Annotated in this window: 13 protein-coding genes and 1 pseudogene; 7 read left to right on the plus strand and 7 right to left on the minus strand. The window is 35.2% G+C overall.

What is annotated here, in order from left to right; all coding sequences use genetic code 11:
• Positions 1-226 precede the first annotated feature (226 nt).
• Positions 227-1315 carry an FAD-dependent oxidoreductase gene (locus ATN92_RS10440; RefSeq protein ID WP_267901949.1) on the plus strand — a complete coding sequence of 363 codons (1089 nt, stop codon included), beginning with the start codon at positions 227-229 and terminating at the stop codon, positions 1313-1315.
• Positions 1316-1503: 188 nt separating this feature from the next.
• On the opposite strand, the gene ATN92_RS10445 is transcribed toward ATN92_RS10440, so the two are convergent.
• Positions 1504-1791: a bacteriocin immunity protein gene (locus tag ATN92_RS10445; RefSeq protein WP_025085655.1), complete on the minus strand. Its 288-nt coding sequence runs from the start codon at positions 1789-1791 to the stop codon at positions 1504-1506.
• Positions 1792-2033: 242 nt separating this feature from the next.
• On the opposite strand from ATN92_RS10445, the gene ATN92_RS10450 reads away from it, so the two are divergent.
• The 6 genes from ATN92_RS10450 to ATN92_RS10470 all read left to right on the plus strand — a co-directional run bounded on the left by ATN92_RS10450 (position 2034) and on the right by ATN92_RS10470 (position 5605).
• Positions 2034-2456 carry an SLAP domain-containing protein gene (locus tag ATN92_RS10450; protein ID WP_056952830.1) on the plus strand — a complete coding sequence of 141 codons (423 nt, stop codon included), beginning with the start codon at positions 2034-2036 and terminating at the stop codon, positions 2454-2456.
• A gap of 143 nt (positions 2457-2599) precedes the next feature.
• The gene (locus ATN92_RS18870) at positions 2600-3262 is read left to right on the plus strand and encodes an MFS transporter (RefSeq protein WP_234032576.1); all 663 of its coding nucleotides are present in this window, start codon (positions 2600-2602) and stop codon (positions 3260-3262) included.
• A 132-nt stretch (positions 3263-3394) separates the two neighbouring features.
• Complete coding sequence (locus ATN92_RS18875; RefSeq protein ID WP_234032577.1) at positions 3395-3730, plus strand: MFS transporter; 336 nt, start codon at positions 3395-3397, stop codon at positions 3728-3730.
• Positions 3731-3839: 109 nt separating this feature from the next.
• On the plus strand, positions 3840-4247 hold the full coding sequence (locus ATN92_RS10460) for an iron-sulfur cluster biosynthesis family protein (protein WP_056952835.1): 408 nt from the start codon (positions 3840-3842) through the stop codon (positions 4245-4247).
• 159 nt (positions 4248-4406) lie between these two features.
• A complete protein-coding gene (locus ATN92_RS10465) occupies positions 4407-4814 on the plus strand; it encodes an iron-sulfur cluster biosynthesis family protein (RefSeq protein ID WP_056952836.1) in 408 nt (135 codons plus the stop codon).
• A gap of 107 nt (positions 4815-4921) precedes the next feature.
• Complete coding sequence (locus ATN92_RS10470; protein ID WP_056952839.1) at positions 4922-5605, plus strand: YjjG family noncanonical pyrimidine nucleotidase; 684 nt, start codon at positions 4922-4924, stop codon at positions 5603-5605.
• Between the two features lie 99 nt (positions 5606-5704).
• Here ATN92_RS10470 and ATN92_RS10475 read toward each other — a convergent pair.
• From ATN92_RS10475 to yicI, 6 genes and pseudogenes are all read right to left on the minus strand, one after another.
• A pseudogene (locus tag ATN92_RS10475) lies at positions 5705-8395 on the minus strand (cation-translocating P-type ATPase).
• 246 nt (positions 8396-8641) lie between these two features.
• On the minus strand, positions 8642-9856 hold the full coding sequence (locus ATN92_RS10480) for a GH25 family lysozyme (RefSeq protein ID WP_158106719.1): 1215 nt from the start codon (positions 9854-9856) through the stop codon (positions 8642-8644).
• A gap of 295 nt (positions 9857-10151) precedes the next feature.
• Positions 10152-11609: a glycoside hydrolase family 1 protein gene (locus ATN92_RS10485; protein ID WP_056952845.1), complete on the minus strand. Its 1458-nt coding sequence runs from the start codon at positions 11607-11609 to the stop codon at positions 10152-10154.
• 3 nt (positions 11610-11612) lie between these two features.
• Positions 11613-12911 carry a PTS sugar transporter subunit IIC gene (locus ATN92_RS10490; protein WP_056952847.1) on the minus strand — a complete coding sequence of 433 codons (1299 nt, stop codon included), beginning with the start codon at positions 12909-12911 and terminating at the stop codon, positions 11613-11615.
• A 145-nt stretch (positions 12912-13056) separates the two neighbouring features.
• Positions 13057-14211: an ROK family transcriptional regulator gene (locus ATN92_RS10495; protein WP_056952849.1), complete on the minus strand. Its 1155-nt coding sequence runs from the start codon at positions 14209-14211 to the stop codon at positions 13057-13059.
• 135 nt (positions 14212-14346) lie between these two features.
• Positions 14347-16638, minus strand: a complete 2292-nt coding sequence (gene yicI, locus ATN92_RS10500; RefSeq protein ID WP_158106720.1) for an alpha-xylosidase — start codon at positions 16636-16638, stop codon at positions 14347-14349.
• Between the last annotated feature and the right edge of the window lie 83 nt (positions 16639-16721).

A 16721-nucleotide genomic window follows, 5' to 3' on the forward strand; every position in this document is an offset into this window, starting at 1 on the left:
CTATACTTTAAGTATACTATAAGTTAGAATAAATAAATAAATTTATGAAAATTGATAAATGTAAAAATAATAGAAAAGTCGTGGTAATTGAATGAAAGTAGCCATTATAGGATGCACTCACGCAGGTATTTCTGCCATGAATCAATGCTTGAAATATTATCCAGATGCAGAGATTACAAATTATTGATAAAACGCAGACATATCCTATTTATCCTGTGCAACTTACTTGCATATTGGCGGCGCTGTAAAAGATTTAGGAGACGTTTTTTACGCTATCCCAGAAGAATTTGTTAAAAAAGGTGTTCACATGCGTATGCAACATGACGTCATTAAAATTGATGCTCAAGCTCACACTATTTTGGCTCAGAACTTGAAAACACGTGAATTTCTTCATGATAAGTACGATAAACTTATCATGGCAACAGGTTCAAGAACAAGTATTCCTGTCATCGCAGGAATTGAAAATCCCAAAGTCATGTTATGTAAAACTTGCAATCAAGCCCATCACCTTTCCGAAACTTCTAAAAATAACCATAAGATTGCCGTTTTAGGCGGTGGTTATGCTGGTGTTGAATTAGCTGAAGGTTTCGTCAAGTCTGGACATGAAGTTGTATTATTCCAAAGAAATAAACAACTATTGGATGAGTATGTTGACGCAACTATTTCTGATCGAGTTAAGAAACTTTTAGAGGATAATCATGTCAATGTTTTGACTGGTACCGACGTAACTCGATTCAGTGATACTGAAGACAAGCATATCAAGATTTCAACTGAGAATAGCGAATATATTGTCGATATGGTAGCTATCAGTCCAGGGGTTCTTCCACAATCCGACTTACTTAAAGGTCAAGTTAATATTGCTAAAAATGGTGCCATCATCACTAACGCTTACATGCAAACATCTGATCCTAATATTTTTGCTGCCGGAGATGTTACTGAAATCCAATACAATCCAACTTTAACTTCCAAGTATATTCCTTTGGCATCCCATGCTGTTCGTCAAGGCACTCTGGCTGGCATGAATCTTTTCAAACGTCGTCGTAAATCAATGGGCAGTCAAGCAACTAGTGGTATGTTGTTATTCGGTCAAACAATTGCTTGTACCGGTCTCACTCTAGACGCTGCTAAAGAGGCTAATTATGATGCTCATCATGTTTTCTTCGAAAGCAATTATCGTCCTGACTTTATGCCAACCAATACTAAAATAAATATCGAATTAGTCTATGACCGCAAAAGTCGTCGTGTCCTAGGTGCTCAATTTATGAGTTCTCATGAAGTCGTACAATCAGATCTTTCGTCTTTTAATATTCATTAATTTTATAAATGAACCGAAGACTTAATGTATGTTGATATGCTCTTCTCACCTAACTTTGATGAGCCCTTCAATTACCTTAATTTAGTTGCTCAAAAGGCAATTGATAAGGAAATAGATTATTGGGGTATGGATTAAATCAACGAAAAAAAATAAAGATACGATTATGTATCTTTATTTTTTTACACTTTTTATTCCATACCTGTAGGTAACTTTTGATAAGCACGACCATGTGTGTCATTGATTGTTGCTTGATACAAAGTATCAATAGCAGCTGGGCCACCAACATGTCCCATTCCCCAATATTGTAGTGATTTATTTAGATTAGCAGCTACTTGATGGTAGTTGTTTGTGGACTTCAATTGTTTAGCACTCTTAATTAGAAGGTCCATCAATTCCGAATTTTTTTGAACTTCTTTATCTTGACTTGCAACATGAATTGCTTCCATCAAGGCTTCAGCAGGTTCTACATTTGCCATAATCTAAAATCCCCTTTCATAACATGTAAAGGTTAACATTAGTATCTTTTTATCGTCAATACTTAGTTGACGGATTGCCAATCTTTCAAATTTATTTCTGTTAATTAATAGCTATACCAATTGACAATCTCTCATGTTATCCCCTTTCTGATATGATGCGTTATTATGTTTCCGATAACAGGATATTAGGTAGCTTGTTATTAATTCATTACTTGATAAATGTATCTTTGGGAGATAATATTATGAAACTATTTAACAAATGTCTATTATTAACTTCTCTTTTTACAATTGGTTTAGTTCCAACAATTTCAACTATACCTGCTCAAGCAGCTTCCACTACTAAGGAATGTGATGTTAAAAAGCTCAATGAAAAAGATCTCTACTTCCTCGTTGGCAAGGATGAACTAGTTAAAGCTAAAGGTGTTGAAATAATTACTAATAATTCACATGATGTAGACGAAATGGATGAAATAACCTCATCCAGCGATTATATGGTTAAAGTATTGGTTCCTAAAACTGCCACATACAATCTTAAAGGAACCAAATTATCACACACTTTGTCACAAGGAACTGTTTGTTCATTAGGCGGTCAAAAGAAATTTGCCGAGAAAACTTATTATAAAGTAGGTGCTGAACACTTTGTTCCCATGACAGAGGTCTACTAAATAATAAATGAATTTCATTTTTAAAACGACTATGATTAGTCGTTTTTTATTTTAGAATTGTCACTAACCACTTTCAAAACTGTCCGCTAATGATTAACTTTCGATGATAGACTACGCCTATCAATTAATTAACGAGGGCCATTATGAAATCCACTAGAACAACTATTAGTATTCTTAGTCTTTCCACGGTTAGTAACATAACTACTGTTATTACAGGAGTTATTCCCCAATTAAGACGGGAATTTCCCAACATACCAACAACCATGATTGAATGGCTAGTCACTATTGCCAATTTCAGTGCTTTGCTAACGATATTGCCTAATCCTTTTCTCAGCCGAAAATTAGGTATTAAAAAAGTTGTTATTATTGGACTACTTATTAGTGCTACTGCCGGAATAATACCTGCTTTCAGTAATAATTTTCTACTGATAATGTGCAGTCGTTTTATTCTAGGATTAGGTGTGGGCCTCTTTTCACCACACGCTATCAGTCTAATTGCTCACAACTATAGTGGTGAGTTTCGGGCCAAATTATTAGGGTATCAAACAGGTTTAACAGCTCTAGGCAATGCAATTTTACTAGGTTTAGCTGGATTACTAGTGGGAATCTGGCATGCGGTTTTTGGACTTTATTTGATTCTTATTTTTATTGCCATTCTAATTGGTCTCTTCGTACCCGAACCAGAGAAACCTTCCATAGAGACTAAGAATTCAAAAGTCAAACTTCCTTGGCAAAAATGGCAACTAATTATCCTAACCTTTATCACTTATCTATTAATTTGGGGTGTACAGTTAAAATTACGCTAACCAAAATTATATCATACAAAATAATGATTTAAAGTATGACCAATCATATCCTAAATTAAATTTAACTTCTTTAAACTAGAATACGTACTGTTTGGGACTCTACATAAGAAAATTCACCGTTTTACTTTAACGATGGGTTATTTAGGGGCTACCCTTACTGTTCTGATTTTATGGGCTACCGATACCAGTTACATTGCAATTACAGCAGCTATTTTATTTAATTTTGTTTATTCATTTACAGGGCCCTATTTAGTTTTTGCTAGTAATCAAGGGCTAGAACCAGCACAGATTAATTCACTAAGTAGTTACTTGACCGTTTCTACGATTATTAGTGCTTTCTTTGCTCCACTGATCTGGAATTATTTGGGAAACTTCGGACCTCAAAATTTGACTAGCAACGTATTACTCTGGATCACAGTGACTCTCTTTATTATTTCCATTATTACCATCTTTCCTAAAAAATCATGAGCAAACTATTTGCGCCTAAATTATATATGCTGTAAATTTATAAGTGTAATAAAGGTTGTGTGCAAATAGCAATTGCACAATCTATTTATCAATGGAAAGGATCTTAACTATGAAAATCAACTTTAAAGATGAAGCACTAAAATATTTGGAAGACAAGATTCCAGCCGGTAGTACTGTTATTTTAACAACAGATGACGGTTCTAATAAATATTCCAGTCTAGGTGGTAGCTGTGCTATCGGTGATAAATTTCAATTAGTTATTCTTAAAGATGCTGATCCTAAATATACTGTTCCAATCGAAAATAACGCTGGTTACAACTTGAGTACTGAAGAACAATACACTGACTTCTTTACTGATGGTTTGAATATCTCACGTTGGCATAATGCTTTAGCTCTTAAAGATAATAGTGGTATTCTTGATGGTGCCCTATCAGTTGTTGACTGGAGAAATGTTAAACCTGAAACTGCCGAAGAACGTCACAACAAGATGGTTAAACTTGGCGATCAAATTTGCTAATAAATTAAAAAAGATGTAATTGAATTGCATCTTTTTCTTCAAAGCAAAAGATTGTGTGCAACTCATTTGCAATCAACTTAAATATAATGTATAGTAATACTTGTAATAAAGATTCAATCAAAAGAACTTTTAAATAAAAAATAAGCGAGGAAAACAACTATGAAAATTAATATTAAAGATGAAGCACAAGCATATTTAGCAGAAAGAATTCCTAGTGGATTCCCAATGATTCTTACAACAGATGATGGTTCAAACAAATATTCTAGTCTTGGTGGTAGTTGTGCTATCGGTGATAAATTTCAAATTGTCATTTTAAAAGATGAAGATCCTAAATATACCGTAGATCTTGAAAATGATGCTGGTTACGATTTGAAGACATCCCCTTCTGATGCCGACTTACTAACAGATGGTTTGAATATTTCACTATGGCATAATGCTCTAGCTCTTAAAGACAATAGTGGTATCCTTGACGGTGCCCTTTCAGTTGTTGATTGGAGAAACGTTAAACCTGAAACTGCTGAAGAACGTCGTGAAAAGATGGTTAAACTTGGTGACCAAATCTGTTAATCAAATTACATTTAAACAAAAGACTTAGGACAATTTTCCTAAGTCTTTTTTTTGCGAACAAATTTATCGGTATAATGTATGTAACATAATCTTTATGGAGGAATCATATGAAATATCCTATCTTACTATTCGACCTCGACAACACCATTCTTGACACTAAGGCCAACGCCGAAAAAGCTCTACACAAATTGTCAAAGCAAATTGACTTTCCCTTTACCGACGACCAAATTGCCTACTGGCATGAATTAAACGACGACCTCTGGGAAAAATTGGAACGCAAAGAAATTGAACGTGACGACCTTTTGAATACTCGTTTTGAATTATACTTTGATCATTTTGGTAAAAAAGTTGACGGTATTAAAGTTAATGCAACCTATCTCGAACTTTTTAAACTGGAAAATATTCTTATACCACACGCTAAGTCAGTTTTAGACACTTTGCATCAATCTCACCGTATCTTTGCGGTCTCAAACGGTACTAAAGAAAAGCAATATTCACAATTAACTCGCTCTAATCTATTGATTGACTTTGACGATTTATACTTATCCGAAGATCTTGGTTACCAAAAGCCTGATCCTAATTTCTTCAAAGCTGTTATCGATAAAATTGGCGTTGATCAACAAAAAATGTTAGTTATTGGTGATTCATTAACAGCAGATATTTCTGGTGCCAATGCTGCTCATCTGGATTCCGTTTGGTTCAATCCTAAAGAGATTACTAATGAAACTACATTCAAAGAAACTTATGAGATCAAGGATTTAGACCAATTAATTAAAATAACAAACCTATAAAAAAGGTGTTCACATCAACCAGACCGGTTAATATGAACACCCTTTTAGCTTATAATCTTTTTTTAATAAAAGATAACGATTTTAGAATCGCTCTATTTATTATTTGTCAGCACGACGTTGGAAGAACTTAACAATTTCAACGATAAGTACCATCAAGACACCAGCACCTAAAACAATCGACCATTGTAACATGTTCAATTCAGTTACATGGAATAAACCATTAAAGCCTGGTACTAAAATTGTCGCTGCAACCATAATGAATGAAGTGGCAACTCCAATATTAAACATCTTATTCTTAAATGGATGTACTTTGAAAATTGATTGATAAGTCGATTTAACGTTAAATGCGTGGAACAACTGAATCAAGGCTAAAGTAGCATAAGCCATTGTTAAAGCATCGGCGTGCATAGCAGCATTAGTGGTATAAATTACGTTCAACATCACCGAATTCAAACTTACCAATGTGATCAGACCTTCTCTTAACTGTTTGATTCAAATTGAAGAACCAATTCCTCCGCCCAAGAAACTGGATTTACGACCACGCGGTTTACGATCCATAATGCCCGGTTCTGTAGGTTCAACACCCAATGCAATTGCTGGAAATGTGTCGGTTGCTAAGTTGATCCACAGTAGTTGAACTGGAAGTAAAATGTCCCAACCCAATAGTGTCATCATGAATAAAGTCAAAACTTCACCTAAATTAGCTGAAAGTAAATATTGAATCGACTTTTGAATATTTGAGAAGACTTTTCGGCCCTCTTCAACAGCTACAATGATAGTAGCAAAGTTATCATCAGCTAAGACCATATCAGAGGCACCTTTAGATACTTCAGTACCGGTAATACCCATTCCAATACCAATATCAGCTGATTTTAGAGCAGGAGCATCGTTAACTCCATCCCCTGTCATTGCTACAACTTTACCTTTGTCTTGCCAAGCACTAACAATTCTAACTTTGTGTTCTGGTGAGACACGTGCATAAACCGAATACTGTTGAACTTTTTTGTCAAATTCTTCATCACTCAATTGATCCAACTGAGCCCCAGTAATAACCGTGTTATCATCACCTGGTTTAATAATACCTAATCGCCCGGCAATAGCTTCAGCCGTATCTTGATGATCACCAGTAATCATAATTGGACGAATACCAGCTTTTTTAGCCTCTGCTACAGCTTGAGCAGCTTCTGGACGTTCTGGATCGATCATTCCTATCAATCCGGCAAAAATCAAATCATTTTCGACAGTATCAGAATCAACTGTTGTTGGTACCTGGTCAATTATCTTATAACCCATTGCCAATACTCGTAAAGCCTGAACAGCCATACCTTTATTCTGCTTCAAAATTTCAGCCTTATCGGCATCTGTAAAATCTCGTACTTCATCTGGTGTAACCTGAATTTTGGTAATACGTTGTAATAACATATCAGGTGCACCTTTTACGGCTACCAAATACTTATTATTTGGTAATCGATGAATCGTTGACATCAATTTACGTTCTGAATCAAATGGTACTTCTGCAACACGTGGTTCTTTAACCAACTCATCCTCTACTTGGTAATCGTGATCAAAACCAAATTGTATCAAAGCAGTTTCAGTTGGATCACCCACTAGAGTTCCGTCACTTTGAATCTTTGTATCATTACTAAAGGTCATAACTTGTAGAACTTTATCAGTACCTGAAATTGGTTCTGAAGCATCCTGTAATTTACCGTATTGATAAACTTTTTCCACGGTCATCTTATTCTGTGTTAATGTTCCCGTCTTATCTGAAGCAACAATTTCTGTACTACCCAATGTTTCTACAGCTGGTAACTTACGAACTAGAGCTTTTCTTTTGGCCATTCTTGTTGTTCCTAAGGCCAAAATAATTGTCACAATAGCGGGTAACCCTTCAGGAATAGCGGCAACAGCTAATGAAATTGCTACCAGTAACATATTAATAACCAGTTCATTCATTGGTAGACCATCGTGATTATTGAAGATACCCACTGCAAAAATAACTGCCGCAATAATCAAAATTAGCCATGTTAAAGTTTTCCCTAAAGAATTCAAATTATCCTGTAACGGTGTTCCAGTATCTTCAGCTTGATTGATCATTCCAGCAATCTGTCCAACTTGTGTGTCCATACCGATGCCAACAACAATTCCGACACCTCGTCCATATGTCACATTACTATTCATATAGGCCATGTTCTTACGATCACCCAAGGGAATATCCTCGTCTGTTAATACCTCAGCAGATTTCTCTACAGGAACTGATTCACCAGTTAAAGCTGACTCCACGGCCTTCTTGGAGGTCTTATGGAGTAAGTTTTGTATCCAAGTCGATTTCTCTCATAGTATTTCCTCCATAAATTAGATATCGACCAAGTTCTCACTACTAATGGTTTCCAATTTTCCATTTCGTTTTACGTGAGCTTCTGGGGTCGACATTTCTTTCAAAGCATCGATAGCTTCCTCAGCTTTTGATTCCTGAAAAACACCAAAAATGGCATTGATAATGACAACTGCTAAAATCAGAGCTGCATCTGCCCATTCTTTGGCTACTAATCCAGATATTAGAGCTGCTACCAATAAAACAATAATCATGAAGTCCTTAAACTGATCTAAGAAACGTTGAACAATATTCTTCCGTTTCCCTTGAGCTAGAGCATTAGGGCCGTTTTCTTTCAAAAGCTTTGCGGCCTGTTGGTCACTTAATCCATCCTCACTAGTTTTAAATTTACTTAGTAAGGATTCCTTACTTAAAGCATAGTATCGAGAAAATCTTTTATCTTCGACTTGTTTCATTAGTATCCCTTCCTTCTATAAAAAAAGAGACTTGCACGCTAAATATGCGCACAAGTCTCACTAATTAAGACAAAACCAGAGCTACGTCTTGTTGACGATTTTGTCACAGCAACCTGCAAGTTACTCCCTTGTTGTAATTTTATTATAAAGGAATCCAAAATTTAAAGCAAAGAACAAGTTAACTATTTTTTCTATAAAAAAAGACGTTGTGAAAACTCACAACATCTTGAATAAATTTAAATTTTATTAGGCAACTACATAAGCTGAACTAACCCATTCGTTAGTAGCAACTCGATAATATGTAACGCCATTAACAACTTTAGTTTGATCTGTCTTCCATGGTGTATTGTTACCTAGGACTTCGTTAGTAATGTCCTTCATTGTACCATCACTTTGTAAAGCTTGAAGCTTAACATATGATCCTGAAGGATTCTTTACCTTAATGACATTACTGCTAGATGAACTGTTTGAACTACTATTATTAGTAGTTGCAGATGATGAACTGTTTCCAGTTACATAACTTGCTGCAACCCATTCATTTGTAGCAACACGGTAATAAGTTACGCCATTAACTGATTTAGTTTGATCTGTCTTCCATGGTGTATTATTACCTAAAACTTCATTAGTGATTCTCTTCATCGTACCATCACTTTGAAGTGCCATTAGAGGAACGTAACTACTAGAAGAATTCTTTACAGTAATTACATCTGCACTTGCACCTGCACTATTTGAACCACTATCGGTTGAAGCTGAACTACTTGAGCTACTGTTATCTGTAGTCGTTGTTGTAGTTGTTGAGCTAGAACCAGTTGGTGATGTATAGCTGGCAAAGTAACTATCATATAATTCTGAAACATCAAAGTTTCCATAACTACCATTGAATGTGTATGAACTTGACCATTGCCATGCGTGTTGAGTTGTATACTCTTCTACACCTGTAGCATTATATGGATATGCGGCAATCCAACCTTGATTTACAGTCATAGTTGTACCAACCCATGAACCCATAGTGTAAATACATGAACGATATCCATATTTAGCAACTTCACTCATAAAGGCTGCATTATTAGCATCGTTTTGAGCTGTTGATAAATTCTGTTGTTCTGAACTTTCAACATCAGTTGCTAAAACGGCTCCACTTGGTAAACCATCAGCTTGAGCAATCTTGGCAGCATAGTCAGCTTCATCTTTGGCACCACTGACAGTACTGTATCTAGCATAATGATATCCATTAACATACAAGCCAGCAGACTTAGCGGCTGCAATATTACCGGCAGCTGTTGAGTCCTTAAATGATGTACCTTCACTAACCTTAGTGACAATCGCCTTGATACCATAATTATTATGCATATCAGTAAAATTAGAAACAGTCATCGCCCCATTGTTATTGGACACATCGACCATATCAGCACGTGCAGCTTGGACATTTGTTGCACCCACAAAAAACAAAACTATCGACATTACTGTAGTAAGAGCTCCAATTTACTCTCATCTAAACTGACACGTACGCTTCTCCCTTTCGTTGCCATCGCAACAAAACAAATTATAAAGCAGAAATCTTGACAATGACTGAAAGTTACAGTTTTGTTCACTGATAGTAATTAAACTGTAACAAAAAAGAGAAAAATAACTATTGAATTATTGACAATATTTTGTCGCATTAACTATTGGTTATGTTAAACATAACTTTTAATTAATACAAAAAATCAAATAACCAAAAAAATCTCTTAGATTTTTCAGTCTAGGAGATTTTCATTTAAGAATTTTTTTGTATAAAATCACGATACCAATAAAAACTCTTCTTTGGTATTCGCGTCAAATTTTTAGGACCATTATCATCACGATCAACGTATACAAATCCATAACGCTTTTTATACCCATTTAACCAACTCAATAAATCTGTGAAGGACCACGCACAATATCCTAATAAATCTACACCATCGGTCAAAGCACGTTGCATCTCAGTTATATGAGTTTGTAAATAATCAATCCGATATTGATCATTAACCTCATTATTACCTTCTAACTTATCGTGAGCTCCTAAACCATTTTCAGTAACCATTATTGGTAACTGATACTTTTCGTAAACTCGGCGTAAAGTTATCCTGAAACCAACTGAATCAATTTCCCATCCCCACTGTGTCTTATGCAAATAAGGATTTTCTACATTGTTAAACATTGCCATCTCTGGGGTTTGTGCTTGGGTATCTTTAGGTTGCATCAAATATGGATCAGTCTTAGAAAAATCTTTTTCATGTTGACTAGTTTTATCAGGATGTTCAATTTGATTTTGTTGGAACGTCCCCCCATGGTAGTAATTAATGCCTAAAAAGTCGGGCTTGGCAGATTTCAATAATTTCTTATCATCTAAAGTCACTTCTGGAGCAATTCCAAGATCTTTTAGATGGTTCATAACCAAAGCCGGATATGTTCCACGACAATAAACATCTAACCACCAGTTATTGTTAAAATCATCGGCATTATCCGCTGCTAAAACATCATTAGGATCCGCTGTAATTGGATAAGTCGGACCATAACCAAAACTAGGACCAATTTTACCTTGCGGAACCATTTGATGAAACAGATTAATTGCCTCAGCATTTGCGAGGTTAACGATATGATTGGCCGCATACATTCGTTTAACGTCACTAATATTAGGTGGATGTGAAGCCCATCGATATCCCATCGCTGTAAAAACATTCTGTTCATTAAAGGTTACCCAATATTTAACTCGATCCCCAAATGCTTTAAATACAGTTTGACAATATTTCTTAAATGCTTGAATGTTTTTTCTAGATTCCCATCCATTATATTTATCTTGCAAAGCTTGCGGAATGTCCCAATGATATAAAGTAACAATTGGTTCAATATGATATCTTATTAATTCATTTATTAAATTATCATAAAACTTTAAACCCTCTGAATTAATTTCACCATCACCATCGGGAATTATCCTTGACCATGCGATTGAAAAACGATAAGCCTTCAATCCCATCTCTGACATCAAACGGACATCTTCCTTATATCGATGATAATGATCAACTGCAATATCACCATTAGTTCCATTGAAAGTCTTACCGGGAATTTTGGAAAACGTATCCCAAATCGATGGCCCTTTACCGTCCTCATCAAATGCGCCCTCAATTTGATAAGCGGCTGAAGCTGCTCCCCACAAAAAATTCTTAGGAAATTTTTTTAATTTTTGATAATACATTAATTATGCTCCCTTTACAGAAGTATCAGTGTTCATTGAATCATCTGGAACCATATTTTCTTTTTCGGCTTCTTCAGCCTCTTCGACCTTTAATTCTTGACGATCTAAAACCTTAAAGAATGGATAGTAAGCAGCTACAGCAATAATCAATTCAATCAATTGCCAAACGGCAGCACGCCAATCTCCACCGGTCATAAGAAAACCACTAATAACAGTAGGTGTTGTCCAAGGAACTTGAGCAACAATCATTCCGATAACACCAAATTTCATAAGATAATATGTAATAAATTCTAGAACCATTGGTGTAACAATAAATGGAACCATCAACGTAGGATTTAAAACAACTGGTAAACCGAACATAATAGGTTCACTAATATTAAATACCGAAGGCATAAACCCTAAATTACGCATGGCCTTGTAACGTTTGCTCTTAGCAGTAAACATGCAAAGAACTAATCCTAAAATAGCACCTGTACCACCAATTGTTAGTCCAAAGTTCAAAAATCCATCAGCAGCAATATGTACTGGAGCATGACCTTTAGCTACAGCATTGATATTAGCTGTTAAGAAACTTAGAAACACTGGTGTATAGATACTTCCAATAACATTAGTACCATGAACACCGACAACCCATAATGCAACAACCAAGAAGATGGCCAATTCAATACCCCAAATGCTATCTAATCCAACAACAAGTGGTGAGAAAATCAATTGGATGACTGAATTAATATTGACATGTAATACAACTCTAACTAACCAAACAAGGAACAATGCAATTGAACCAGGAATCAATGATGAAAATGACTTGGCAACTGCAGGTGGAACTGAATCGGGTAATTCAATTGTCCAATTGCGGGCAACACAGAAACGAATAATTTCACTAGTAATAATACAAATAACAATAGCCGTAAAGATACCACCCGATCCAAGATCGGCTGGATCAATAGTCAACTTATTGTTCAACATTGCCAACAAGAATGCAACAGTAGGAATAACCGTCCCTGTCATTGTATCCAATTTATTGGCCTTAGCTGATTGATAACTAATTCCCATAGCCACGATTAAAGCTAAAATACCAAAAGTAACTGTAACGGCAGCATTCAAATAACCTGATATAGGCTTAATAAAGTCGGCCCACCAAGTAAATGGTAAGTTAGCGACAATCATAAAAATACTTCCAAAAATAGTGAATGGAATTGTAATAATCATTCCATCACGAAGAACAACCATATACTTCAGATTTCCAAATTTTGCTAAAGCTGGCAAAAATTTATTTTGGAATCCAGAAATAATACTTTTCATAAGTAACCCTCCTAGTTAGTTTTTTCATTAAAAGAACTAACTAGAATGTAACCGTTTTCTAAAGAAACGTCAAGTCCTTCTCAATAAATCTATTCGAAAAATTTGTAAATAAAAAAGACTAATATTTCAGTATCAGTCTTTTTCATCAATCACCAACCGTAGGTATAGTTCTATTTTTGAATTGTAAATTAGCATCTGGAAGTTCTAATATCTTTCTAGTTATCATCGAACATCCTCCTAATAAGCTATTACTGCCTACATTATCGGAGACCTCAATGTTAATTTCATGATCTATCACTTCTGACAATTTTTTTTCAACATACTTCATTGTTTCAGGAATGGCTTGTAATACTCGAGAGTTGATAACTACTTTTTCGGGATCAAATAACAAAAAGATATTTTGCAAAATTATAATTATACTAGTTTCAAAATTTTTCAGAACTTCTTGTACAATCTCATCACCCAAATCATACCAACGACGAATGTCAGCAATAACCACTGAAGTCTGTTTTAAATCCTGAATTTGCTTAAAAACAGCTTGATCGGAACCAACATCTTCTAATGGCAATGGACTTTTATTTCCCAAACCGTAATACTTGGCAAAACCGATTTCCCCAGCCCGACTGTTTCTTCCTGAATAAAGTTGACCATTAATAATTGAGCCAACTCCAATTTGATCAGACAAACTAAGCGCTACGGCATCCTGAATTGAAGTACCTGAAAAATCTTTTATTGCTAAAGCTGCTAGATTAGCTTCATTTTCTAGTAATACTGGTACGTTAAATCTACTTTGTAAAATTTGAACCAAATCATACTGGACCAAATCACGATTCATGGCTTTGACGATACGATTATCCTTAACTACTCCATATACCGCTACAGAAATCCCCATTAAATCAGCATTATCAATTGTAGATAATTTGATAGCTTGATACAACGCCAACAGTTGTTTAGAAGCATCTTTGCCATCAATAGGAAATTCTTGATAATTCACAATACTTCCGTCTAGCCAATTTGTCATACAACTAATCGTAGTCTGATTAATTTTTGTATTTATAGTATACCCAGCTTGAGCATTAAAATTGGTCAAAACCGGCTTGCGCCCACCACTACGAGTACTGTTTCCCTGACCAATATCATATACTAAATTATCATTGGCTAACTTAGTAAAAATGTTATAGACCGTAGATTTAGTCAGACCCAATTTCTTTGCTACATCAGCTCGAGAAGTTGGTGTCCGATTAAATACTTCACGCAATACATTCAGTTCATTTATCCTTCTAATAGTTAATCTATTCATAAATATTCCTTCTCAACGGCTTTAATATAAACAATTTAATAATCCTAGTTACATACTACATATGTATAGACCAGTCAGCAACTATTAGTAATAAAAAGACAGATTCATCCTTTAAACGAATCTGCCAATATAATTTTATTCCAAATTAAACAAAGCCTGATTATCAATTAAATCTTTTGGTATAATCTTTTCATTCTCATGTAAATATACCTTTACTTTGCCTTTAACGCCAATAGTTGACACTTTAATTTGTTGACCATCTCTTTGAACTCTAATGGAAGCTGTCTCTAATCCTTTAGAACTGACAATATTAGTTGAAACTGTTCCATTCTTAATTTGATATAAGTGAATATCGACGTCTTTTGCATAATCGTATTCAGCATGAATAGCTTTTTCATTACGCACCAAAATAGTATTTTCACGTACCAACACTGGCAAACTTAATTCATCAAATATTTCATTTAGCCATTCTCCTGATTTAGGCGATTGATAAACTTTATTATTCAACAAACTAGTCCATTTACCACCTGGTAAATAGAAATGTGCCTTTCCTTGGTCATTAAAAATGGGTGCAACTAAAATTTGGGAACCAAACATATATTGCGTAGCTAAGTCCGAAACGTTAGGATCATCCCCAAATTCCAAAAACATCGGTCTCATCAAGGGATTACCAAATTTGGCATCATAAGCAGCCTGTGTATAAAGATATGGCATCAACGATAATTTCAAGTTTACATAGCGTTTGGTGTTCTCAACAGCCTCTTGATCAAAGTTCCATGGCACACGATAAACATTACTGCCGTGGTATCGACTATGAGATGATAATAACCCAAATTGAGTCCAGCGTTTATATAGATCCGGTGTTGGTCTATCATCCCCGTCTTCAAACTCTCCAATATCATGGCTCCAGAATCCAAAACCAGATACTAAGAATGATAAGCCACCACGTAATGTATCTCGCATCGAATTGTAGTTAGATAGACAATCTCCACCCCAATGAACGGGATATGATTGTGAACCTGCTGTCGCTGAACGAGCAAAAACAACAGCCTCTTTCTTGCCCTTAACTTCAGCAATGATATCATAAACAGCCTGATTATACTGTAAAGTATAGTAATTATGTTCTTGTTGTGGATTGGATCCATCGTAAAATTTGACGTCATCAACAGGTATACGCTCACCAAAATCCGTTTTGAAACAATCTACGCCGATATCCAATAATTTTTTTAATTTATCTTGATACCATTTTTTAGCGGCTGGATTAGTGAAATCAACGAATCCATTACCAGCTTGCCACAAATCCCATTGCCAGACATCGCCATTTTGACGTTTGATCAAGTAGCCCTTTTCCTTAGCCTCTTTAAATAAAGGCGACTTCTGAGCAATATAAGGATTTAACCATACACATACTTTTATGCCACGCTCATGAATTTTTCTTAGCAAACCCTCAGGATCTGGGAATTGTTCCTTATCCCAAGCTAAAGTACACCACTCAAATCCTTTCTGCCAGAAACAATCAAAGTGAAAGACATCTAAAGGAATATTGTGCTTCTTCATTCCATCAATAAATTTAAGAACGGTTTTTTCACTATAATCCGTTGTAAATGAAGTACTCAACCAGAGACCAAACGCCCATGCTGGTGGCAGATTAATTTTTCCAGTTAATTGAGTATAACGATGCAATACTTCCTTAGGTGTTGGCCCATAAATCACATAATATTGTAGAGACTGACCTTCAGTACTAAATTGCACGCGATCAACATTTTCTGATGCTACTTCAAATGAAACTCTTTGAGGTTCATCCCCAAAAATACCATAGCCTTTACTGCTCAAGTAAAACGGAATATTTTTATAAGCTTGTTCACTACCAGTTCCACCATCTTGGTTCCAAGTATCTATCGACTGACCATTCTTAACGAAATTGCCAAATCTTTCTCCTAAACCATAAATTTTTTCTTCAATATCCATTGATAGCTGTTCACGCATGAAACTTTGTTTCTTATCACGATTGTATATGACCCCTTGAGCCTTTTGGACTGATTCAGTGATCAAATGACTATCGGCAGTAAATTTCATCAGAAAATCATCTTTTAACGGTAATGAGACCTTTAAATCACCGCTTTCTAGAGAGGCCATTTTATCCTTCACTTGAATGTCTACTTTGGGATTTAAATTATTGATTTTGAAACTAGGACCATGATCTTCAGAATCAAAATGTTCTAATTTTACGCCAATAACATTTTCTATAGGGGAATTCAGAGTTATAGTTGTTGCTCCTAAATTGAGTTGGTCACCCCTACTTAGAACTCTTTTAAAGGGTGCAAAAACTTTTAGATTATTCCTATTTATTTTTTCATCATAATTTTCCATTGGTGAATCAATCTGATACTCTTCACGATTCATCCAATAACCATTTGTAAATTTCACTATTTACAGCCTCCTATCAAGACAATTTTAGTTAGTTTTTTTAAACAAAAAACTAACGATAACGCTTACATTATACACATGTA

This window comes from Companilactobacillus bobalius (assembly GCF_009764355.1).